Source organism: Paraburkholderia sp. BR10141, from assembly GCF_056155635.1.
The window spans coordinates 22,208-42,164 of sequence record NZ_JBMIQH010000005.1 but is presented as its reverse complement, the minus strand read 5'-3'; the positions used below and the strand labels follow the sequence as shown (position 1 = coordinate 42,164).

18 protein-coding genes and 5 pseudogenes are annotated in these 19,957 nt (G+C 61.4%); 13 read left to right on the top strand and 10 right to left on the bottom strand.

Translation table 11 applies throughout. From position 1 onward, the window contains the following. Positions 1-113: 113 nt before the first annotated feature. The 4 genes from ACOJB8_RS08630 to acs are packed head-to-tail and all read right to left on the bottom strand — an operon-like array spanning position 114 to position 3,868. On the bottom strand, positions 114-554 hold the full coding sequence (locus ACOJB8_RS08630; RefSeq protein ID WP_368727524.1) for a hypothetical protein: 441 nt from the start codon (positions 552-554) through the stop codon (positions 114-116). A 51-nt stretch (positions 555-605) separates the two neighbouring features. After that, positions 606-1,256, bottom strand: coding sequence for a nitroreductase family protein (locus tag ACOJB8_RS08625; RefSeq protein ID WP_368727523.1), 651 nt, complete (start codon positions 1,254-1,256; stop codon positions 606-608). A 22-nt stretch (positions 1,257-1,278) separates the two neighbouring features. After that, on the bottom strand, positions 1,279-1,875 hold the full coding sequence (locus ACOJB8_RS08620) for an acetate uptake transporter (protein ID WP_368727522.1): 597 nt from the start codon (positions 1,873-1,875) through the stop codon (positions 1,279-1,281). A gap of 16 nt (positions 1,876-1,891) precedes the next feature. After that, positions 1,892-3,868, bottom strand: coding sequence for an acetate--CoA ligase (gene acs / locus ACOJB8_RS08615; protein ID WP_368727521.1), 1,977 nt, complete (start codon positions 3,866-3,868; stop codon positions 1,892-1,894). Between the two features lie 242 nt (positions 3,869-4,110). Between acs and ACOJB8_RS08610 the strand changes: the two genes are divergently transcribed. Then, entirely contained in the window at positions 4,111-4,566 is a 456-nt protein-coding gene (locus ACOJB8_RS08610; protein WP_368727520.1) for a universal stress protein, read from the top strand. A 35-nt stretch (positions 4,567-4,601) separates the two neighbouring features. On the opposite strand, the gene ACOJB8_RS08605 is transcribed toward ACOJB8_RS08610, so the two are convergent. After that, on the bottom strand, positions 4,602-5,861 hold the full coding sequence (locus ACOJB8_RS08605; RefSeq protein WP_368727519.1) for a cation:proton antiporter: 1,260 nt from the start codon (positions 5,859-5,861) through the stop codon (positions 4,602-4,604). Between the two features lie 144 nt (positions 5,862-6,005). Beyond that, a complete protein-coding gene (locus tag ACOJB8_RS08600; RefSeq protein WP_368727518.1) occupies positions 6,006-6,656 on the bottom strand; it encodes a BON domain-containing protein in 651 nt (216 codons plus the stop codon). A gap of 189 nt (positions 6,657-6,845) precedes the next feature. Between ACOJB8_RS08600 and ACOJB8_RS08595 the strand changes: the two genes are divergently transcribed. Continuing rightward, positions 6,846-7,874 carry a chemotaxis protein CheB gene (locus ACOJB8_RS08595; RefSeq protein ID WP_475012107.1) on the top strand — a complete coding sequence of 343 codons (1,029 nt, stop codon included), beginning with the start codon at positions 6,846-6,848 and terminating at the stop codon, positions 7,872-7,874. A 129-nt stretch (positions 7,875-8,003) separates the two neighbouring features. Here the strand turns inward: ACOJB8_RS08595 and ACOJB8_RS08590 are convergent, their stop codons facing one another. Both ACOJB8_RS08590 and ACOJB8_RS08585 read right to left on the bottom strand, forming a co-directional pair. Next, positions 8,004-9,554 carry a phytoene desaturase family protein gene (locus ACOJB8_RS08590; protein WP_368727516.1) on the bottom strand — a complete coding sequence of 517 codons (1,551 nt, stop codon included), beginning with the start codon at positions 9,552-9,554 and terminating at the stop codon, positions 8,004-8,006. Between the two features lie 210 nt (positions 9,555-9,764). Continuing rightward, a complete protein-coding gene (locus ACOJB8_RS08585; RefSeq protein WP_368727515.1) occupies positions 9,765-10,013 on the bottom strand; it encodes a hypothetical protein in 249 nt (82 codons plus the stop codon). 337 nt (positions 10,014-10,350) lie between these two features. Between ACOJB8_RS08585 and ACOJB8_RS08580 the strand changes: the two are divergent. The 7 genes and pseudogenes from ACOJB8_RS08580 to ACOJB8_RS08550 form a co-directional block, all read left to right on the top strand. After that, positions 10,351-10,482 (top strand): annotated as a pseudogene (locus ACOJB8_RS08580) (adenylate kinase); the annotation flags it as partial. 69 nt (positions 10,483-10,551) lie between these two features. Beyond that, positions 10,552-11,496: pseudogene (locus ACOJB8_RS08575) on the top strand (histone deacetylase family protein). A gap of 486 nt (positions 11,497-11,982) precedes the next feature. Continuing rightward, a pseudogene (locus ACOJB8_RS08570) lies at positions 11,983-12,322 on the top strand (biotin/lipoyl-containing protein); the annotation flags it as partial. 535 nt (positions 12,323-12,857) lie between these two features. Continuing rightward, positions 12,858-12,956: pseudogene (locus ACOJB8_RS08565) on the top strand (DUF7685 domain-containing protein); the annotation flags it as partial. A gap of 132 nt (positions 12,957-13,088) precedes the next feature. Next, positions 13,089-13,808 carry an ATP-binding domain-containing protein gene (locus ACOJB8_RS08560; protein ID WP_475012105.1) on the top strand — a complete coding sequence of 240 codons (720 nt, stop codon included), beginning with the start codon at positions 13,089-13,091 and terminating at the stop codon, positions 13,806-13,808. A gap of 87 nt (positions 13,809-13,895) precedes the next feature. Then, positions 13,896-14,402 (top strand): antitoxin Xre/MbcA/ParS toxin-binding domain-containing protein, encoded by a 507-nt coding sequence (locus ACOJB8_RS08555; RefSeq protein WP_475012104.1) that lies wholly within the window; start codon positions 13,896-13,898, stop codon positions 14,400-14,402. Further along, complete coding sequence (locus tag ACOJB8_RS08550; protein ID WP_475012102.1) at positions 14,399-14,881, top strand: RES family NAD+ phosphorylase; 483 nt, start codon at positions 14,399-14,401, stop codon at positions 14,879-14,881. The genes ACOJB8_RS08555 and ACOJB8_RS08550 overlap by 4 nt, the downstream gene beginning before the upstream one ends. A gap of 77 nt (positions 14,882-14,958) precedes the next feature. Here ACOJB8_RS08550 and ACOJB8_RS08545 read toward each other — a convergent pair whose 3' ends face one another. Further along, positions 14,959-15,240 (bottom strand): hypothetical protein, encoded by a 282-nt coding sequence (locus ACOJB8_RS08545; protein ID WP_475012392.1) that lies wholly within the window; start codon positions 15,238-15,240, stop codon positions 14,959-14,961. Positions 15,241-15,303: 63 nt separating this feature from the next. On the opposite strand from ACOJB8_RS08545, the pseudogene ACOJB8_RS08540 reads away from it, so the two are divergent. From ACOJB8_RS08540 to ACOJB8_RS08530, 3 genes and pseudogenes are all read left to right on the top strand, one after another. After that, a pseudogene (locus ACOJB8_RS08540) lies at positions 15,304-15,716 on the top strand (2-isopropylmalate synthase); the annotation flags it as partial. A gap of 88 nt (positions 15,717-15,804) precedes the next feature. Next, complete coding sequence (locus ACOJB8_RS08535; RefSeq protein ID WP_475012100.1) at positions 15,805-16,251, top strand: homocitrate synthase/isopropylmalate synthase family protein; 447 nt, start codon at positions 15,805-15,807, stop codon at positions 16,249-16,251. Positions 16,252-16,339: 88 nt separating this feature from the next. After that, the gene (locus tag ACOJB8_RS08530; protein WP_475012098.1) at positions 16,340-17,434 is read left to right on the top strand and encodes a branched-chain amino acid aminotransferase; all 1,095 of its coding nucleotides are present in this window, start codon (positions 16,340-16,342) and stop codon (positions 17,432-17,434) included. A 1,028-nt stretch (positions 17,435-18,462) separates the two neighbouring features. Here ACOJB8_RS08530 and ACOJB8_RS08525 read toward each other — a convergent pair. Next, the gene (locus ACOJB8_RS08525) at positions 18,463-19,011 is read right to left on the bottom strand and encodes a carboxymuconolactone decarboxylase family protein (protein WP_069269221.1); all 549 of its coding nucleotides are present in this window, start codon (positions 19,009-19,011) and stop codon (positions 18,463-18,465) included. A gap of 468 nt (positions 19,012-19,479) precedes the next feature. Between ACOJB8_RS08525 and ACOJB8_RS08520 the strand changes: the two genes are divergently transcribed. Next, the gene (locus tag ACOJB8_RS08520; RefSeq protein ID WP_083245729.1) at positions 19,480-19,863 is read left to right on the top strand and encodes a BON domain-containing protein; all 384 of its coding nucleotides are present in this window, start codon (positions 19,480-19,482) and stop codon (positions 19,861-19,863) included. Positions 19,864-19,957 lie beyond the last annotated feature (94 nt).

Here is a 19,957-nt window from a genome sequence, read left to right as displayed (position 1 = left end):
GCGGGCTTCATTGCACGAATACCTTTCGCTACGGACCGCCTTGCGATGGCGATCTTGGGGCGAACGCCTGCGATTCAACCGGCCACGCAAGGGTTTTTTGCGTCGCCAGTCGTTCAACGCCCGGCGCTGGAGACGAGCTGGAGCGTGGGCAGTTCGCCCCATCCAAGCGGCGCGTAGACCATTCCCCCTGATAGCTCGACTAGCTCCGTGAACCGCTGCAGCGTTACGCCGGCCATGATGTGAATAGTGGGGCCGCCAAGGTAGCTCTCGGTACGTAGCCACGACGCCAGCTTCGAATTGATCTCCTGCACGCTGTACGGATGGCCGTGCTCTCCCTCTTCAGGGCCAAGGAGCGGACCGTCGAATCCGACCTTGAGAATCTGGTCGGGTTCATCTGAGTAGGGCAAGCCGGACTCGCGCATATAGGGCGCGCGTTCCCAGTGCTCGCCCCATTGGTGATCGAGCGGGATGCGCGTGAACCACGCCCATGGCTTGCGGACGTAACAAAGCCGGTAAGCGCTTTGCACGGCGCTCAAATCGACGCGTGTGAACATCGTTGCTTCCTTTACCGGCTTGCGCCGCTACCACCTGGTCCAGACGGCGGATCAATGCGCTGCTGGCATGCCGACTGTCTGTGCGAGCAGGGGCGTCTCGTCCTCGTTCAGGCGCAGCGCGTCGGCGAGCAGCCTGTGGTTGATCCAGCCTCGCACGACGGTAGCGAGTCCTTCGGATGCGCAGTAGAGCGAAACGTTCTGGCAAATCGCCCCGGCGGCAATGGCAGCGAAAAGCTCGCGCTGTTGCGGCGGTGTATCGAGCACCTGCGATCCGCGCAGCACGTACACGAGGTCGAGCGGCGCCTTGCTCACGAAGTCCTGGTAGCCGGTCATGTTGCGTGCATCGGCGCGATGCTTGAGCACGAGATGGTGAAGCGCCGGCTCGTAGCGATAGACACCGTGGGCAAGCGCGACGTAAATGTCGATGTCGTGAAAGCCATGCGCGGACGGCGCGGTGTGGCCGCCGGTCTCGGGGCGGTTGACGCCGTTGGCAGCCCAGAGCAGTTCGCCGAGCGTATCGAGCGCGATCGGCGTATCCGCATAGATGCGTGTGCTCTTGCGTCGCGCGAGAGCCGTCATCAGCGGCGCGCCCGCGTCGGAGCGAGCGCGCGGCAGGGCGATGAATTCGGCCGACTCGGCGCTCGCCGGGGCGAGCGGCAGCAACGGTGCCGGTTCGTAGTCGATACGTTGAAGCTCTGTCATGATGTTCTCCAGACACTCAAGGTCAGGCGGTGCGGGCACCGGCAAGATCGTCGGCATTCGCGCTGGTGGGCGCGCCGGTCGGCAGCACGCTGCGGCCGTGGGTTTCGTTGATGATTTCCGCCGCAGAGAGGTAGAACGCGACGAGCGCTGTGAACAGCCCGGCGTAGCCGCCCGCGTGGTGGATCAGAGCCGATCCGGTCCATTCGCTCGCAGCCAGCAGGAAGAATGTGATCCACAGAGCGACGAACAAGAGTTGCAGGGCCCGCGAGGCGCGCCAGGTGGCGATCCACATGTAAAACGTGAAAACGCCCCAGAGCAGCAGATACCAGCCGACGAAAGCGGGCACGACATGCTCGTGCAGGTACATGAGATAGAGCGCCAGCGACCACCAGAAGGCGCCATAAGCGATGAATGCCGTGGCACCGAATGTGTTGCCGCGCGGAATTTCGATGAGTCCGGCTATCGCCTGCGCGCTGCCGCCGAACGCCAGGGCGCAGGCGAGCACGAGCCCTAGCGCGTCGCCGCCGAACCATCCGGCGTTGATCATGCTGAGCAGCCACGTGGTGAGGGCGAATCCGGCAAGGCCGAGCGATGCGGGGTTGGGTGCGGAAGTTTTCATGATGAACGTCTCCTGATCAAGCAGCCTTGCTGAACTGTGTGATGACGCCGGGGTTTTCGACAGTCGAGGTATCCTGCGTGATCTCCTCGCCCTTTGCGACCGAGCGCAGCAGGCGGCGCACGACCTTGCCGGAACGCGTCTTCGGCATGGCGTCGCCGAAGCGGATTTCCCGCGGCTTGGCGATCGGGCCGATTTCGTGACCGATCCACGTGCGCAGTGCTTCGGCAATGTGTTTAGCCTCTTCGCCGATGGGGCGTTCGCCTTTGAGCACAACGAAGGCAACAATCGCCTCGCCCGTGGTTGCGTCGGGACGGCCAACCACGGCAGCTTCGGCAACCTGCGGGTGAGCAGCGAGCGCGGATTCGATTTCCATCGTGCCCATGCGGTGGCCGGAGACATTGAGCACATCGTCCACGCGGCCCGTGATCGTGAAATAACCAGTTTGCGCGTCGCGAATCGCGCCGTCGCCGGCGAGATAGAGCTTGCCGCCGAGTTCTTCCGGGAAGTAACCGGCGCGATAGCGCGCGGGGTTGCCCCAGATCGTGCGCAGCATGGAGGGCCAGGGCCGCTTGATGACGAGCAGGCCGCCATTGCCGTTCGGCACGTCATGCCCGGACTCGTCGACGATGGCCGCTTCGATGCCCGGTAGCGGCAGCGTGCATGAACCGGCGACGAGCGGCGTGACGCCCGGAAGTGGTGCGATCATGTGACCGCCCGTTTCGGTTTGCCAGAACGTGTCGAGAACGGGGCAGTGGCCGCCGCCCACTTGCGCCGCGAACCAGCGCCAGGCCTCAGGGTTGATCGGCTCGCCCACGGTGCCGAGCAGGCGCAACGAACTCAAGTCATACCGTGACGGGTGGACGGCGGGCTCGTTGTCCGCGGCCTTGATAAGCGAGCGAATGGCAGTCGGCGCGGTGTAGAAGATCGAAACCTTGTGGCGCTCGATCATCTGCCAGAAGCGGCCGGCGTCCGGCCAGGTCGGTATGCCCTCGAAAATCACCTGCGTCGCGCCGGCGGCCGTTGGGCCATAGCAGATGTAGCTATGCCCCGTGATCCAGCCGATGTCGGCCGTGCACCAGAATACGTCGGACGCCCGGATATCGAACGTCCACTTCATGGTGAGGGCCGCCCACAGCAGATACCCGCCCGTGCTGTGCTGCACGCCCTTGGGAGTGCCCGTCGAGCCGGATGTGTAAAGGATGAAGAGCGGATGCTCCGCGTCGACCCACTCGGGCTCGCACTCGGCGGGCTGCGCTTCTTCCAGTTCATGGAGCCAGACGTCACGCAGCGAATTCCACAGAATCGAGCCGCCTGTGCGGCGATAGACGATCACGGTATGGACGTTTTCGGCACCGCCCATTGCGAGGGCTTCGTCCGCAATGCTCTTGAGCGGCAGATGGCGGCCGCCGCGCACCTGCTCGTCGGCGGTGATGAGCACACACGCGCCGACGTCGGCCATGCGTTCATGCAGCGACTTGGCGGAGAACCCGCCGAACACGACCGAATGCGGCGCACCGATGCGCGCGCACGCCTGCATGGCGACCACGCCCTCAATCGACATGGGCAGATAGATCATCACGCGGTCGCCACGCCGTACGCCGCGAGCGCGTAGCGCGTTCGCGACGCGGCACACGCGCGCATGCAGTTGCGCATACGTGAGCGTCGTGACCTGGCCGTCGTCCGCCTCGAAAATCAGCGCGGTGCGCTCGCCGCCACCGTTCGCGAGATGGCGGTCGAGGCAGTTGTACGAGGCGTTGATCAGTCCGTCGTCGAACCACTTGAAGAACGGTGCGTTCGACGCGTCGAGCGCGCGTGTGAACGGGCGCTTCCAGTCCAGGTACTCGCGCGCGAGACGGGCCCAGTACGAATCGGGGTCGCGTCGCGCTTCTTCGACGAGCGCGCGATAGGCGGCCATGCCGTCGATGGCGGCGCCCTTTAACAGCGGGATCTGAGATGGGGCGGTGCCAGTGGGCGTTGCTTCGGGTTGGGTCATAGTCTCCTCGCATGCGCAAATCGATTGCCGTCACGACGTAACGTCACGTCTCGTGCGGCTTCAGTCTCATGCCCAGGCATCGGATGACGATTGACTCAGATCAACCAAAATATGGGGTACGCGAAAGCGGGCATTGCCTCGCTTTGTCTGCGCAACCAATTGATGAAGATCAGTCGATATTGAGGACCGCTGCGTATGTTGACTGAGTCGTCATGACATGAAGGACGCAGGGAGATCGCCAAATGACAAAGCCTGTTTGTCGGAAGATTCTGCTGGCCGTGGACGGTAGCGATTGCGCCCGGCGCGCCACACGGGAAGCCGTGGCGCTTGCGGCGCTTGCTCACGCACGCGTGCATGCCGTGTACGTCGTGCACAAATGGGGGCTTGCGCCATACGCCGGCTATTACGACCCGGAAGCGCTAGGCAAGGTACTGCATGAGGACGGTCGTCTCGCGCTCGACGAGGTACGGCGGGCGATGACCGCCGGGCAAGTCCCATGCTCAGTCGAAATCTGCGAGACGTCTGGAAAATCCGACTCGATCGCGCAGTGTCTGGAACGCTGCGCAAAAATGCAGGAAGCCGATCTGGTGGCGATGGGCACACACGGCAGGCGCGGCGTGAGCAGGGCAGTGCTGGGCAGCGTGGCCGAAGAGTTCCTTCGAATCTCGACCTGTCCGGTGCTGCTCGTGCGTGGCTAGCTTTGTCGCGTTGACGCGGCGAACCAGGCCATCGCCTATTCGATATTCGCGGCGCTCGCGCGCTCGGCGCCGACCGTCTCGCGTTCGGGCGCATCTTCGCCCAGAGCGGCTACAGCACGACTGTACCGGTTGATGGCGGGCAGTGCGGTGAGTCCGTGAGCGAAGATGCTCAGCAGCACCGTTGCCATGACGACCAGCTTGATGGTCTGCTCTCCCGGCAGGGTAGTTTCGCCCTCCAGATAGACGAGTCCAAGAACGATCGACGCGAGCCCCCGTGGGCCGAACCAGCCCATGAACCACACCGTGGGCGAACTGAGGTGCGTACCCTTCAACGCGAGCGCCACGGGAATCATGCGGATCAGCGTGAGACTCAGAACCGCATACGCGGCGATAGCGAAATCGAACTGCCTCCAGACGCGCGTGATGAGCAGTCCGAAGAGGAAGAAGACGAAGTAGTTGAACAGTTGCCCCCAATCCTCCGTGAATTCGATGCTGTGTTTGCCGATTTCGCTGAAGCCTGCCTGGGTCGCCAGCCCGGCGACGAAGGCGGCAATGAACATGCTCGCGCCGGTGGCCTCGGAGATGAGAACGCAGGCGAAGGGAAGAGCGACGACACCAAGCTGCGTGAGCGGTATGGCCATCCATTCCTTGCGGCGTGCAAGACCGAGCAGCCAGCCGCCAATCAGGCCGACGCCCAGCCCCACGAGCGCTCCATAACCGAGCTGCTCCATCAGGAAACGCGCCAGCACCGACCCGCCCGCGCCACGCTCGCGAGCCTCGGCCAACGCGATGAAGAACATGAGGAAAGGAACCGAGAGGCCGTCGTTCAGGCCTGCCTCCACGTTCAGCGCCTGACGAATGCGCCGCGGCACGCGCGGGCTGCTGACGACGGCCTGACCGAGCCCGGCGTCGGTCGGCGCCAAAATGGCGGCGAGAATGCCCGCTTCCCACCAGGTCAGCGACCGCACCACCACCATCGCGCCCAGAATGCCAAGCGCAATGGTCAGGAGCATGCCACCGCTTAGCAGGCGAACCGGCAGATTGGCCTCACCTTTGAGCATTTGCGGCCGCACGCGGGAAGCGTCCGTGAACAACGTCATCACGAGGCCCACTTCGGCGATCAGGAGCAGATCTTTCCGGTCCAGTGCAAGTTCGGCCAGTGCTTCATGCGAGAACGACATGAGCGCGCCAAGCGCCGTGAACAGGATAGGTGCGGTGATTACGGTGCGCTCGAATCGCCGGGACGCGAGACTGTAGATGAAGACGAGCGCGACGAATGCGGCGAAGAGCGTCATCTGTGCAACCTCGGTAGCGAAAGCGGGCAGGTTTACCGCTTGATGAACGTTGACCCTTGCCCGTATGACACTGCCAACCTGTGTCCCTTCAGTTGATGCAGGTCAATGCTGCCGGTCTTCTGAGCCGAAATCCCACGCCCGCAATCACGCAACGTCGAGCTGTTCGACCACCCATCTCACCCCACTAGTCGTCCACGCGGCGTTGCAAGCTTCCTCCTTTTCCGCGATGCCGCTGACCGTGCCAGTCAGGCGCACGACACCATCTCGATCCTGGACGCGGATTGCGGCTGCCGTCGACTCTCCACGGCTTGAAAGGGCGGCTGCGATCTGTGCGTGCACATTGCTCTCCAGCGGATGATTGCGCACCGTCACACGGTTAATCACGTCAGCCACGCCGCGCATTTGGCTTACGGTTGCTTCGGCAGCATCGCGTTGACTCGCGCACTCCACTTCACCGTCGAGCGTTACGCAGCTGCGTTCGACCACTGCACGCACTGCATCGCGCGGCAGATCAGCCTGCCAGTTCAGCGCTAACGACACTGCACTCGCGAGTTCCTCGTCGTTGTCAGGCATCGGCGCAGGCGACCGAACGACAAGCTGCACGACTACCGACCCACCGCCCAGCAAACGCTGCGCCACTCGCTGCGCAGCAAGCCTTTGCGCGCAGCTTTTGACCGATCCATGCAGCGTCGCAACGTTCTGGTTAACAGTTACCTCTATGTACCTTCCATCGACGGATGTATCCCAGAGTAATTCCTGTTCGATCCTGTGCTGAATATCTCGGTCGGTTTTCATGTCGGCTCACTTCGAGCGAAGGGTGGTTACGCGCCGAATTTTCCCACTGTAGATATCCCGACAATTGATGTGGCTCAATTGCCGCAAGGTTATTAGTCGTCGTTGCCACCACGAACAACTGACCCAAGTCAAATATAAGCGCGAGTTCCAAGGCCATTGTCTGGGGGTCATCAGGGAAACGAGCCAATCATGAACGGGCGAATCATTGTCATTGGTGCATCGTATGGTGGCATCGAGGCGCTCTCATTGCTGATCGGGCAGCTGCCCCCCACCTTTCCGGCGCCTGTGTTTATCGTCCAGCATCTCGGTGCCGGAAGTACGGGAGTTCTGCCGCGCATCCTCGCTCGGGCCAGTTCGTTGCCGGTTGCTCATCCCCAGCACTGCGAGCTGATTCAGCCAGGCAGGATCTACGTCGCACCTCCAGACCGACATATGCTGGTCCATCGAGGCTATGTCGCGCTGTGCAACGGCCCTCGTGAAAACCGGTTTCGTCCGGCTGTCGATCCCCTGTTTCGCTCTGCAGCTCTGGCCTATGGGCCTGCTGTGGTCGGTGTGGTATTGACTGGGTACCTCGATGACGGCACAGCGGGGTTGATGGCCATTAAGGACCAGCACGGGACTGCTGTCGTGCAGAACCCACTGGAAGCGATTGCACCGTCGATGCCCAACAGCGCGCTGGCCAGTGTGTCCGTTGATCACCGCTGCAACCTGGCCGAAATGGGAGCACTTCTCATCATGCTTGCCAATGATGATCCCGCCATGGTCGCTGCGGGTTCTCGTGATGAGCTTGTCGGTGCCGAGGTCAGCCTGGCGGAGGGTAACCTCGCCCCGGATGTCTGGTCGAAGTTCGAAACCATGGCTATGCCGGGTGGCCTGAACTGTCCCGATTGCCAGAGCGCGCTCTTCATGCTGCGTGACCGGCGTGTGATTCGTTTCAGATGTCGGGCAGGGCATGCATTTTCGGCGCAGTCGCTTCTTTGCGCACAACTGGAATCGAGGGAGAGCAAGCTTGGCGCGTTGTTGGGTGATCTTTCAGAGGAGGTGGCCTTGGCGCGGCTCCTTCTGGATTCCCCCCTCGCGCAGACAGGGAACCTCTGCGTCGCCCTGAAAGCCCGCATTCAGCAAGCAGAACACAGGGCGGCACAGGTGAATGAATGGTTGCAAGGGAATTCGGCAATTGAGCCGCAGCCTGGGCGAATGGCGCTTTCCGTCCCCTAGGCGCGTGGGATCGCCGGCATGCAAGGAAGTCTTGATCGAGGCGAAATAGGGCGAGGCTGCACCGCGACGATGCGATGCTGTAGTCCGCGATGAAGAAATCGACGCCCCTTCCTCCTGGTGAAGGCGTGTTTATCGGAGGTGTGTATAGATCTGGTGTGCAATCGAGGCAGCCGCAAGCACACCTCCCATCATCGCTCCTGTCACGCCGGGGCTCGTGACGTCTTGACCTGTGAGGAAGAGGCGCGGAACGGGTGTCCGGACATTCAGGCTCTCCGAAAGAAATCTGCGCGGACTGACTTCGAGCCCGTAGCTCGCGCCACGGTGCGCTCCCGAATATGCCGCCATCGTCAACGGTGTGGAGACTTCGTGAAACACCACCATCGGCGCCAGTTCCGGGAAATGGCGTGCGAACTGTGCGAGCAGTCGCTGCCCGATGGCTGACTTGAATGCCGTGTATTCCTCCGGCCTCTCTTTCAGCGTGGAGTGAGACCAGCGCATGAACGGCTCCCAATCGATTATCACCACGACTTCGGCGGTGTGCCGGCGGGAGTCATTGCGAGCCTGCGCGGGATCCTTCATCGAGGGAAAAGAGACGAACAGAGCGGGAGCAGGCGTCAGCTCATTCGGCGCGCGCCACGTGCCATGATTGATCTCCCAACTTTCGTGAAACCAGTGGTTCGACGCCGATGCCCCATGCACGCCGATGTCGCCGTCGAGTCCAAGGTACAGCGTTACGTGGCAGACCGAGGGCTCGAAGGACAGTATTTCTTGCGCCCATGCGCTGCGCCGAAGTTCTTCCGGCAGTAAGCCGACGGTATTGCGGGCGCCGATATCAGAGAAGATCGTCGGTGCCTGTAGCACCGTTCCATCTTCGATCCGCACGCCCGTTGCCGCTCCGTCTTCGATCTCCAACGCTTGGACTCGGGTATCGACCCGGACTGCGCCGCCGGCCTCTTCGATAGCGGGGATGAGGGTCTCGGCGAAAACTTTTGCTCCGCCCACGGGGTACCAGGCGCCATTCAGGTAATGGTTCATGACCACTGCATGCAATCCGAAGCTCGTAACGGACGGCTCCATGCCACCGTAGTCACCCTGTTGCGCAAGGAGCACCGCACGAAGTCGCGCGTCGCTAACGAGAGCGTCGAGTACGTCGACGGTGGTGCGGCCCCACCACTTGAGAATATCGCGCTTGTGCCAAAGGCCATAAACATCGCCTAGAAATCCCGATAATGCTCTGCGCGTGAACAGCGCCTTGCCTGCGTGGACGGCCTCGCCGAGTGCGTCGAAAAACGCATCGATCTGCGCTGCGGAATCGGGGAAGCGCGATTTCAGCTCCTGCTCGAGCGCCGCGCGCGGGCGTCTGAAGGGGACGGTGAAGTTCCCGGGGAAGTGGACGATATCGTAGGCATCGCCCAGCGGCGCGAACTCGATGGCACGGCCAGTCAGCCAGTCGATGACGCCGCGGGCCTCGCCTTGCGGCCCCATCTCCCCGAGATAGTGGAGACCTACGTCCCAGCGGAAGCCGTCGCGGCTGAACGACTGCGTGAGACCGCCGGCGACATGCTGCCGCTCGAGCACGAGCACGGCTTTGCCGTATTTCGCGAGAGCGGCGGCACAAGCCAGGCCGCCGATGCCCGAGCCAATCACGATCGCGTCGAAGCGATTGGGGTCTGATGACATGTTCACCTCCGCTTCCGAGCCGTTGGCAAGGTGTACCGCGGGCTCTCAAGCCAGTAACTCGGAAGCTACGTCGGATGCGCGCTGAAACTGTTGATCAATGTCAAAATCCAGCGCTACGTCCGGGACGGATGCGGCGTCGAAGGGGGGCTTCGAGACGAGATGTTGACGCTGTGGTCCAGGCAACCAGGCGTTCGCGCTCGCGACGGCGGGTTAATGAGCAATGAGCCGATGGCACATTGCGGGCGCTGTCCGTGCGGGCGGAAACACACACCAGGAGCCGTCGTCGTGCCGGAAGAAGACTATCGAGAGCGGGCCGCTCGAAGTGCCGCCTTCGATCCGCACAAAACGGCAATGGGTGGCAAAAAGGCGTCCCACCTGCGCGACACGTGCGGGCGCCGAAAAGGTGGGTGCAAGCCACTTGTCGACGAGTGATCGAAGGGTAACCTCGTTGCCGTTCATCGCTTGCTCCTGGTTCCGGACGGACTGCGTCGAAGAGCCACACCTCAAGTCCGTGAACCCATTATTGTTTGCGAGCCAGGGAAGTGAAATCAGCGCGGACTGAAAGTGCCGTAGTCGTACGAGCGAGGCTGTAGGGATTCCCCTACACGCCGCCGCGCTGAAGCGACGGAAAGCGCAGAAGATCCGGCGCTGCCGCAACGCAAGACAGTCCCATTCGAAGCCCCGCATTCGCCTTCGCGCCGACCTCGATTGATACACATCAAGCGTGCGCTTGCGGAGGCGTTGCAAATTCAATGGCAATCAATGCATTGCCTTGACAGGCGGGAGATGTCAGATGCTGGTCGACTACTACAACGCATGGGCGCGACGCGACGCACAGCACGGTCTGAAGGCGCCGCAGTACCGGCGCGTCTCTGGCCTCGGCGCCGTCGAAGACATTCGCGCGCGCATCTTCGAGGCACTGGGGTAAGCCCGAGACTTCCGGTCAGTCTACCGTCTCGCATTCGTCTCGCAGCAAGTTCTCGTTCGGAGCAGCGTTATGTTTGCAGCCTACATCTCCCACCCCGATTGCGAGCGGCACGAAATGGGATCCATGCATCCCGAGTCGCCGGACCGCATTAGCGCCATCCACGACATGCTGCTGATGAAAGGGCTCCTGGGCTGCATGTGGAGCTACGATGCGCCGCTCGCCACCGAGCAGCAACTCGCCCAGGTGCATTCCATCGCGTAAATCCGTAACCTGGTAGGCATGACGCCGATCGAAGGGTATGTGCACGTGGACCCCGACACCAGCATGAATCCCTGCACCTATATCGCTGCATTGCGTGCAGCCGGGGCCGCAGTGCTCGCAGCCGATCTGGTGATCGGCGGTAAGTGCGACTCGGCATTCTGCAACGTGCGGCCCCCGGGGCACCACGCTGAGAGCGCCGCGGCCGGAGGGTTCTGCTTCTTCAACAATGTTGCTGTGGGTATACGCCATGCGTTGAATGTGCACGGACTCTCGCGCGTAGCGTTGATCGATTTCGACGTCCACCACGCGAACGGCAGCGAAGAGATTTTTTATGCCGACGAGCGCGTCCTCATGTGCTCGATCTTCGGGGATCAGCTTTATCCGTATTCGGGGCACGTCGCTCGGGGCAGCAACATGGTGAACGTGCCGCTGCCGCCACGCTCCGGCGGTGAAGCGCTTCAGGCGGCCGTCGTCGACAAGTGGCTGCCCGCGCTGAACGCGTTCAAGCCGGAGATGATCTTCATTTCGGCAGGGTTCGACGGGCACCGCGAGGACGAGATGGGAAACCTGTGCCTTACGGAACGCGACTACGCGTGGGTCACGCAACGTATTGTCGAAGTTGCCCGGCAACACGCCGCCGGGCGAGTCGTTTCGTGCCTCGAAGGCGGATATGAACTGTCGTCTCTAGCGCGAAGCGCTGCCGCGCATGTGAAGGTCTTGGCAGGCGTGGATGTCGAACTTCAGTGCAGCTGATTCACGTGCGAGCGCTTGCGAAGCGGCTCTGCCATTCTGGCGACGCTATGCTGCACGACGGCTTGCCATTTTCGCAACGGACACTTCTTGAAACTCTCCTTAGTCGTAACCTCCATGCATACATAAACTTGAGGCGCTGATTTCGGACAGGTCTGTTCGTAAAGCAACAGTGCCATATCTGGAGACGGCTACCATGAGAGTTGTGATACCAGCCATTGTTGCGGCAGTTGTGTTTGCAACTGCTCTAGTGGCTGTGTTCTCACAGGAGAACCAAGCCGTCACCGATGGGCAGGTCCGTGCTGATCTGTTTCCGGTCGAAGATGCTAGCTTGAACCCGTCGAAGGGTAGTGACCCATACTGGTTGCGAAATACGGTGCGATAAACGTTGGCGACGTGGTGAGCGGCTCATTTGATGCGTGAGGGTTCGCGACGCCGAAGGATTCCGGCCGATTTATGGCGTTGTTTCCCGGTTAGCGCGACGTAGATCAGATCGTGTCCGGCGGCCAATCGCGCACGGCCACTGTCGAGCAGCGCAGCACCGCGCTGGCATAGGCGGTGCGCAGGGGCCGCGCGGTGACCGATCCGGAAAATCCGCTGCATGTCGCCGCGCCGATACCACTCGGTGGTGGCCATGACGGTCCAAACCGGGCAACGCGGGTCCGCGGGTTGCACGCTGATCGCCCTCGAGGCGATGAAAATGGAGACGCATTTCGCGGCTGACCGCGATTGCGTGATCGCCACCGTGCATGTCCAGGCAGGCGATCGTGTTGCCGCGAAGGATCTGCACATCGAACTACAAGTGGCAAGCGCGCCTGAGGGGTCGTGAATTTCCGTTGGGGGTGCCGCAAATGCTGTGTGCACACCTGACGGACGTCGGGGCTGGGAAGGAGGATGTTTCGGGCGGGCGGGTTTGCGCTTGTGGCCGGCTTTGTTCGGTCTATCGAATTTTACATAAAAGAAATGATCGAAGTTTGGTTGGCTTTGATTTGTATTCCTATATATTTTGCATCGATGCAGTGCCAGTTCTGAAGCTTCCGGCATATCAGTCCCGTAGCGCGACCGCATGGAAGCCACCGTGCGGCATGACCTCATCGAACGCGCCGATCATGGATGGCGTTTGACCTTGCTGATCAAGTGGCGCCAGACACCTGGCACCAGTCAGGGCTGCTCGTCGTGTCTGTCAAAATAGCGGCATCCGTTCGCCAGCTACTGCGCACCCCAATACGCCTTCGCGGGCCGTATGTTGCCGCCAACGTCGGATCAATAGTGTCGAAAACGGCAACCGGAAATCAAGATCCTGGCGATCGCAGGGAAAACGTTACAGCGGGCACGATATGGCACACAAGTGATGCGAACGATGCGGCAACCAGACGCCGCCCTGGGACACCGTCCACTGCGGTTCTGGCGATGGCCACTATGAGTTACTCTGCACTTCGTGCTTCAATGCCAGGATTGCCGAGTCCGCCGGATTCACCGATTTCGAGAACGTTCGGCTTGACCCCATCCAGCTGATTGACTGCGAGGGGGACACTCACCAGTTCAATTTCCAGCCTTACCAGCAGATCTACGAGTGGCGCGGCGCGATCAATGCGATGGCGCAGATCGACACGCCCGAGTGTGTGCTCACGGAGCCGTTCCGCTTTGGTGCCACGTTCGCGGCGCTGGCGAGCCGCCTGCTCGCACTGCTCGGTGAGCGCAAGCCCATCCGGGGACAGGAAGCCATCGGCTCGATCATGGTGGAGGATCCTGCGCTCGCGCCGCCGGTTGACGCGATCCTGTGCCGGAGGAACGTCACGGCGATCTGGCAGTTCGCCGTGGGACTCGAGGCAGGACACCGACTGGCGATCCGGATGAGCCCCGCCGAGATTCTCGCCTACGCTGATGGCGCTGACCGGTTGCTGGCCGGCCAGCGCGCGTTCCGTCCGGCGGCGTTCTCGCTGTTCGGGACGTGGAGCGACGCACAGGCGTTTGCGCGCAGTGCATTTGGTCAGGACCTGCTGCCGGTTGTGCGCATCGTCGACGAGCTGGGGACCGGCTATCTGCGGGCCCTGGCGCAGCGCTCGGTGGTGGAAGGTGCCGCCCACTATGTGATCTCAACCGTCCACCGTGCCAAGGGTCTCGAGTGGAAGCGGGTCAAGGTTGCGAACGATTTCCGCCTGCGCGGGGCCGACGGCAGCCCGATGCCGGACGAGGATAAGCTCCGCCTCCTCTATGTGGCTGTGACCCGGGCGCAGCATGTCCTGGATGTCTCGGAATTGCGGGACGAACTGCTGCGGCTTTTCAGTCTCCGCCGCCAGGACCGGTCAGCATAATAAATGATCAACTGGGATAATCTTGACTCCCGTTTGAGAGTGATCTAGAATGGGAAACATGAAATTCCCATCTGGGAGGCGCGCAACATGTCCCTGAATCAACCGTCCGGCCGTCATTCGGCGGCGCGTCCGGGCGCAGCACATGCCGGCAAAGCCCTGGCCGGCTCTGGCAGACCCGGCGCCCACGCTGACGATATCGAAACGTTTCTCGTCAGGTTCGATCCGCTAGAGCAACGCCGGCAGATCCGGGAAGGCATGGAAGCGGCGATCATCGAGCGCGTAGCGAAGGACCTGCTGCACGTGCCGGTGCAGACGCTGCTGGCGAGTCTCAATCTGCCGAGTTCGACGATCCTGCGCAAGATGGCGCGCGCGGAGCGACTGTCGCCAGCCGAGTCGGATCGCGTTGCGCGCGTGCTGTATGTGCGTCAGCTTGCTGTGGAGGTGTTTGAGGACCCGGCGCTGGCCGCCGAGTGGATGCAGCGATCGAATGCGGAATTGGGTGGACTCAGCCCGCTCGAGGTGCTCGACTCGCAACCGGGCTACGACCGCGTGCGTGAGATCCTGCTGCGAGTCCTTCACGGCGTGTCTGCATGAGGCTTTACCGCCTGGCGAAAGAGCGGCGCGGGTATTACCGTGCCGATGACCTGAGCGGCAATGGTGCGGCGATCGCCGGAGGCCGCTGGAACCCGCGTGGCATGCGAGTGCTTTACACCTGCTGCCACGCGTCAACGGCGCTGCTTGAAGCGCTGGTGCACATGGCGGCCTTGCTGCCGGCCGGTGGCTATTTCCTCGTGACGCTGGAGGTGCCGGACGCCGTCTACGATGCCGCATTCGCACCTGGCCTGCCGGACGGCTGGACAGACCTGACGAGCGATCCAGCGGCGACGAGGGCGCTTGGCCGGCAATGGCTTGAGGCGGGCGAGCAACTGGCGATGCGGGTCCCGTCGGTCGTTTGTCCTACCGACTTCAATCTGCTGCTGAACCCGATGCATCCGGAGATGGCAAGCGTAAAGGTGATCAGCACGGAACCCTTTACGCTGGATCCGCGGCTGTTTGGCCAGTCGACGCGATGAGCCCGATGTCCGATTGCAGGCGGATGGACCATGCCCCCTCGATCAAATGCCAGAGTTCGCGATGTGCGTGCCGGCGGTCAAGGTGCTCCCCAGACATCTAACCTAAAAAGCACGATCGCTCGAAAACGGTTGGATTCGTTTTGTGAGTGGACGCGGAGACTGCAGTCAACCTGAGTTCGTCTTCGGGTTAGTGCTTCACTTCCCAGCCAGCGGTGGTCAGGGGCATGACGACCGAGGACGTACAACACGTCGACCCGCATACGCTCGAGTTGCCTCGCGATGCGGAGTTTTTCTTCTTTTGTCATCGACGCACCCGGCGACTGCTCTCCATCCCGCAAGGATCGAGGCGGGCTTCGCAGCGAGTTCTGATGGCGATTTCGAGGCAGTGCGCGCAATCGCAAGCGAAGTGAAAGATAGCATAAATCTGTTCTCTCGCACGCGCGAACGCGCGTGACATTTCACGTGCGGCCGAAGCGCTGCGGCCAGCCAAACGTTTTCGCATCCATACCTTTCTCGCGACATCGCCGCTGCATGTGGAGAAAAAACTCCGTATGTCGCCCGACCAGGTGTACGAGCAGGCGCGCCGCGCAGTTTCACCGATGACGTCGAGTTCTCGCCGGAAGACGCCAGTCGCTCAGATATGGACTTTCTGTGCCGGGTGCTGGAGGGTGTGATTGCCGAGGGCGCGACTACGATCAACGTACCTGATACCGTTGGCCATGCCATGCCGGAAGGTTATGCGGCACTGATCCGCGAACTACGCGAGCGCATTCCAAATTCAGACCGGGCGGTTTTTTCGGTGCACTGTCACGATGATCTTGGCCTCGCGGTGGCGAACTCACTGGCCGCGGTCAAATCGGGCGGCGCAAGGCAGATCGAGTGCACGCGAACGGGCAGGGAATACGGCGCTCGAGGAAGTCGTCATGGCGGTCAAGACCCGGAGAGATCACTTCGACCTCGACGTGCGCGTCGATGCAAGCCAGATTGTCACGGCTTCACAGTTAGTATCGGAGATTACCGGATTTGCGGTGCAGCCCAACAAGGCGCTAGTCGGCGCTAACGCGTTCGCTCATGCGTCAGGCATCCACCAGGACGGTGTGCTCAAAGCGCGCGATACTTACGAAATCATGCGCGCGGAAGATGTAGGCTGGAGCGCAAACAGGATCGTGCTCGGGAAACTTTCTGGTCGAACTGCCTTCAAACAGCGCCTGCGTGAGCTTGGTGTCATGATGGATAGCGATGCAGAATTGAATGCAGCGTTCGCGCGCTTCAAGGCTCTCGCCGATCGTGAGGCCGTCGTTTCCGATGGCGCGCTGGTTGCCCTGGCACGTCAGGGCGAGGGCGTGAATTGCGGCAGCGCGCATTCATAACGGTCAGCGACCAAGGCTTTCACATCGCAAACCGCCGGACAGCAGGAACCCTGCGACCGCGTTATTTTCGTCATAGCTCGAAGAAACCATGAATACTGAAACGATTGCCCAGTTTGTTATTGCGCCCAGCACGGCACCGACCCCACACGATGAGATCACCGCGAGCATTGCCAACCCGGTATTTGGTCGCGTGTTCACCGATCACATGGCGACTGTCCGATGGACAAGTGCCCTTGGTTGGCACGACGCGAAGATTGAGCCGCGTCGGCCGTTTCAGATTGACCCCGCCTGCGCTGTCCTGCACTACGCGCAGGAGATTTTTGAAGGCATGAAAGCCTATCGCGGCGACGACGGCTCGATCTCGCTTTTCAGGCCTTACGAGAATGCCAGGCGGTTTCGCGCGTCGGCAGCGCGCATGTCCATGGCAGAACTCCCCGAAGCACTCTTTGTCGGCGCAGTGGATGCACTCGTGAAGATCGATCGGGACTGGGTTCCTGGCGGCGATGGCAGTTTGTACCTGCGGCCTTTCATGTTTGCAACGGAGAGTTTTCTCGGGGTGCGCGCCGCCAACGAGTATCTGTTCTGTGTTATCGCTTCGCCCGTTGGGCCGTATTTCAAGGCGGGCAAGACGGCGGTCACTGTTTGGGTCTCCGACCAATATACCCGCGCGGCACCAGGTGGAACAGGCGCGGCCAAGTGCGGCGGAAATTATGCCGCCAGCCTGATTGCGCAAACCGAGGCGGCCGCGAAAGGCTGCGACCAGGTCGTGTTCCTTGACGCTGCGGAACACAAATGGATCGAAGAGCTGGGCGGCATGAACGTGTTCTTCGTGATGGACGACGGCACCCTGCGTACACCTCCGCTCTCGGGCACCATCTTGCCCGGTATTACGCGTGCTTCCATTATTGAGCTGGCCAAACGGGAGGGCATCACAGTTTCCGAAGAGCCTTATGCATTTGCATCGTGGCAAGCCGATGCGATCAGCGGTCGGGTCAAGGAGGCCTTCGCCTGCGGTACGGCAGCGGTCGTGACGGCCATCGGAGAGGTTCGTCACGCTGCGGGCGAATTCAAGATCGGTGAGGGTGGCGAAGGACCTGTCACACAACGAATTCGCACTACGCTCACCGGTATTCAGCGCGGCAAGATTGCAGATCCATTCGGCTGGATCCACAAGGCGTTTTAAGCGATTTTCCTGGAATCCGTGTGCAGGCATACAAACCATCACTCGCCGCTTGACGCATTTGCCGACGACAGGACCCATCCAATCCACCTAACACCGACGATCGATCGCGCGAGCACAAAACCGCCGGGTCGCAATTGTCGTCTCGCCGCGCTGAGCCGGTGCGGAGTTACTCGACGCGGCAATTGCATCGCGTGAACTTGCGATAGAGCTGAAGCGCTAGTCCGCCGGCCACAACGATCAATGCGCGACCGATACTCGAGTCGACACTCGTCATGACCTCGGTGAGATAGATCGCGGCTCCTGCTACCAGGGGATGAGAGAGCCCCTTATCACGAAGTTCATCCATTTGAATTCTCCAACGTATAGACCACGGCCGGACAACCCGCGCAACGCCTTCCCACTTGATGTCGAAGGCGACTTTGTCGCTGATTCGCTGAAATGTTTCGCATACCTGATTTCGCCCTTCCATGATCGACCGATCGTCCTGTCTGGCTGGTGCACCGTTCCTTTTCCTCTTCCCGAGAACGTAAGCGAATCATATTGATCGCACGACTGCAATTCAATTACCTCACGGGTAATCGAGGCGCTTCGATGAGGCGGGCGCGCGCTACGGTTTTTTCAGTCAGCCACGATTGCACGAAACGAGGAGTGTGTAGGGAAACGAAGCTGCCGTGGGTGCGCTCACGTCCTTCATGACTGGCTCCTGCCCTTCAACGATCGCCGCTGCAGGATCGCGAAAGAGACCGCGACTCAAACTGCGCGCGTTTTGATGCCGAACTCCCTGGAAAAACATATATGATTAAGAGTGCGAATAAAACGCTTTGTGACCTGGGTGTAAGCATAGGGTGCGCACCTGCGATTCGCACGCAGTCTTCAACCAACGTGCCAGGAACCTGCGCAGCTGGTTGGGCGGTCGATACCCCGGTTTAGAGGAACCGGATCGAAGACCCTTTCCCGACGGGGAAAGGGCTTGAACGAGGTATTCTGCGGCGGCGGGTTTGGGTGGTGCCCCCCCGCTCAAACTCGCTTCACGCCTTCCACGCGTAGGGCTGGAACATTTCTTCGAGGGGCGGCTGGGTGACGCTCGCGGTGTAGTTCGTGATCGTCGAGGCGGCGACCACGAGGATGACGTCGAGCACGAGTGCCTGATCGAAGCCAGCTTCGGTGAACGCAGCGATGTCGTGATCGTCGACGTGGCCGCGCTTTTCGATCAGCGTGCGTGCCAGACGCGAGAGCGCCGCGAGTTTCGGGTCTTGCGGAAGGCGGCGTTCGCGGATCGCCTGCACGTCGGCCTCGCTCAGGCCTTCCTTGAGACTGAGGCATGAATGGAATGCGACCGGCCAGGTGGCGCCATTGGTCACCGCATTGGTGAGCAGCAGCGTCTGGACGTGTGCTTCGGAAAAGTTGCCGCCATGCGCCTGCTGAAACAGGCCGACGAGGCCATTGATCAGCTTCGGCGAGCCGGCAATTGCGCCAGCGATATTTGGCACCATGCCGAAGGCCTGGGCAAGCCCGTTCAGCGCGGGCTTCGATTGTTCAGGTGCGGATTCGAGCGTATAGATGGGGAAGTGAGCCACGGTATTTCCTTGAAAGTCGAAGGTATCGCTGATATCGATCAGGCGACAAGCACAGATTAGTGAGAGAAACGAGCCTCGCCAATTACATCGCTGGTAATCAGCGAAGCGAATCAGTCACGGGACGCGTGCCTCGCACCTCTCGCCAACCGCGGAGCAATCCACCCCTCATGGTCTTTCCGTATGTATGAGAACAAACGGTCCGTTGCGATCGATGTGCAATCGCGCTCGACCGGACAGCGGAAATGATCGATTCGCGACGATTTCGAGCAATTACGTCGCAGGTAATCTTCCCTGCAGTATCCATGCTGGCGAACGGCCGCTCGTGTGTGCGACGAGAAGCTATATTGAGCAGTGACGACATTCACGTATGAGCACGCCGGGTGTCCGTCCTGGCGTTGCGCACGCTGTTGGGCTCGCGCGAGAACATTCGTCGCGAGGTGCAGTTCGTAAGTCGACACTGGGGGGAGCATGGGAAGTCGCCTTGGAGGACAAGTCGTTTGTGTCACGCTGGCATTTGCCATCGCGGGCGGCGTGCCCCGTGCCAGCGCACAAACAGGCGTAAGTCCAGCTGTCGACACGTCCGCGCAAACGGCGGCGGTTGCGACGTCCGCGCCGCGACGGAGGTCCGATGCCATGCTGGCTGGCGACGTCCGTCGGGCCCTCGTGCGCAATCCTGGGGTGAACTCGATGAATATTCACGTACAGGTGCGCGGTGGCATCGTTACGCTGACTGGGTGGGTACCACAGCGCTCGCAGATCGAGCGGGCCAGTATCGCGGCAAGATCAGTTCGCGGCGTCAGAGCGGTTTCGAATCGTTTAACGGTACGAACGGGGCACGGCGGCGGTCGTTGAGCCGCACCGATTGGGACGGCACACCCATACCAGACAAGCGCGAACGACTGCTCACCATTTTCGGAACGACAGTGCAGAGGGCCCACCGCTACGT

What these genes read in the sequence shown, in the direction of transcription:
- ACOJB8_RS08630 (WP_368727524.1), bottom strand. Translation starts at nt 554, where the DNA reads ATGTTCACACGCGTCGATTTGAGCGCCGTGCAAAGCGCTTACCGGCTT.
- ACOJB8_RS08625 (WP_368727523.1), bottom strand. Translation starts at nt 1,256, where the DNA reads ATGACAGAGCTTCAACGTATCGACTACGAACCGGCACCGTTGCTGCCG.
- ACOJB8_RS08620 (WP_368727522.1), bottom strand. Translation starts at nt 1,875, where the DNA reads ATGAAAACTTCCGCACCCAACCCCGCATCGCTCGGCCTTGCCGGATTC.
- acs (WP_368727521.1), bottom strand. Translation starts at nt 3,868, where the DNA reads ATGACCCAACCCGAAGCAACGCCCACTGGCACCGCCCCATCTCAGATC.
- ACOJB8_RS08610 (WP_368727520.1), top strand. Translation starts at nt 4,111, where the DNA reads ATGACAAAGCCTGTTTGTCGGAAGATTCTGCTGGCCGTGGACGGTAGC.
- ACOJB8_RS08605 (WP_368727519.1), bottom strand. Translation starts at nt 5,861, where the DNA reads ATGACGCTCTTCGCCGCATTCGTCGCGCTCGTCTTCATCTACAGTCTC.
- ACOJB8_RS08600 (WP_368727518.1), bottom strand. Translation starts at nt 6,656, where the DNA reads ATGAAAACCGACCGAGATATTCAGCACAGGATCGAACAGGAATTACTC.
- ACOJB8_RS08595 (WP_475012107.1), top strand. Translation starts at nt 6,846, where the DNA reads ATGAACGGGCGAATCATTGTCATTGGTGCATCGTATGGTGGCATCGAG.
- ACOJB8_RS08590 (WP_368727516.1), bottom strand. Translation starts at nt 9,554, where the DNA reads ATGTCATCAGACCCCAATCGCTTCGACGCGATCGTGATTGGCTCGGGC.
- ACOJB8_RS08585 (WP_368727515.1), bottom strand. Translation starts at nt 10,013, where the DNA reads ATGAACGGCAACGAGGTTACCCTTCGATCACTCGTCGACAAGTGGCTT.
- ACOJB8_RS08560 (WP_475012105.1), top strand. Translation starts at nt 13,089, where the DNA reads ATGGCGCAGATCGACACGCCCGAGTGTGTGCTCACGGAGCCGTTCCGC.
- ACOJB8_RS08555 (WP_475012104.1), top strand. Translation starts at nt 13,896, where the DNA reads ATGTCCCTGAATCAACCGTCCGGCCGTCATTCGGCGGCGCGTCCGGGC.
- ACOJB8_RS08550 (WP_475012102.1), top strand. Translation starts at nt 14,399, where the DNA reads ATGAGGCTTTACCGCCTGGCGAAAGAGCGGCGCGGGTATTACCGTGCC.
- ACOJB8_RS08535 (WP_475012100.1), top strand. Translation starts at nt 15,805, where the DNA reads ATGGCGGTCAAGACCCGGAGAGATCACTTCGACCTCGACGTGCGCGTC.
- ACOJB8_RS08530 (WP_475012098.1), top strand. Translation starts at nt 16,340, where the DNA reads ATGAATACTGAAACGATTGCCCAGTTTGTTATTGCGCCCAGCACGGCA.
- ACOJB8_RS08520 (WP_083245729.1), top strand. Translation starts at nt 19,480, where the DNA reads ATGGGAAGTCGCCTTGGAGGACAAGTCGTTTGTGTCACGCTGGCATTT.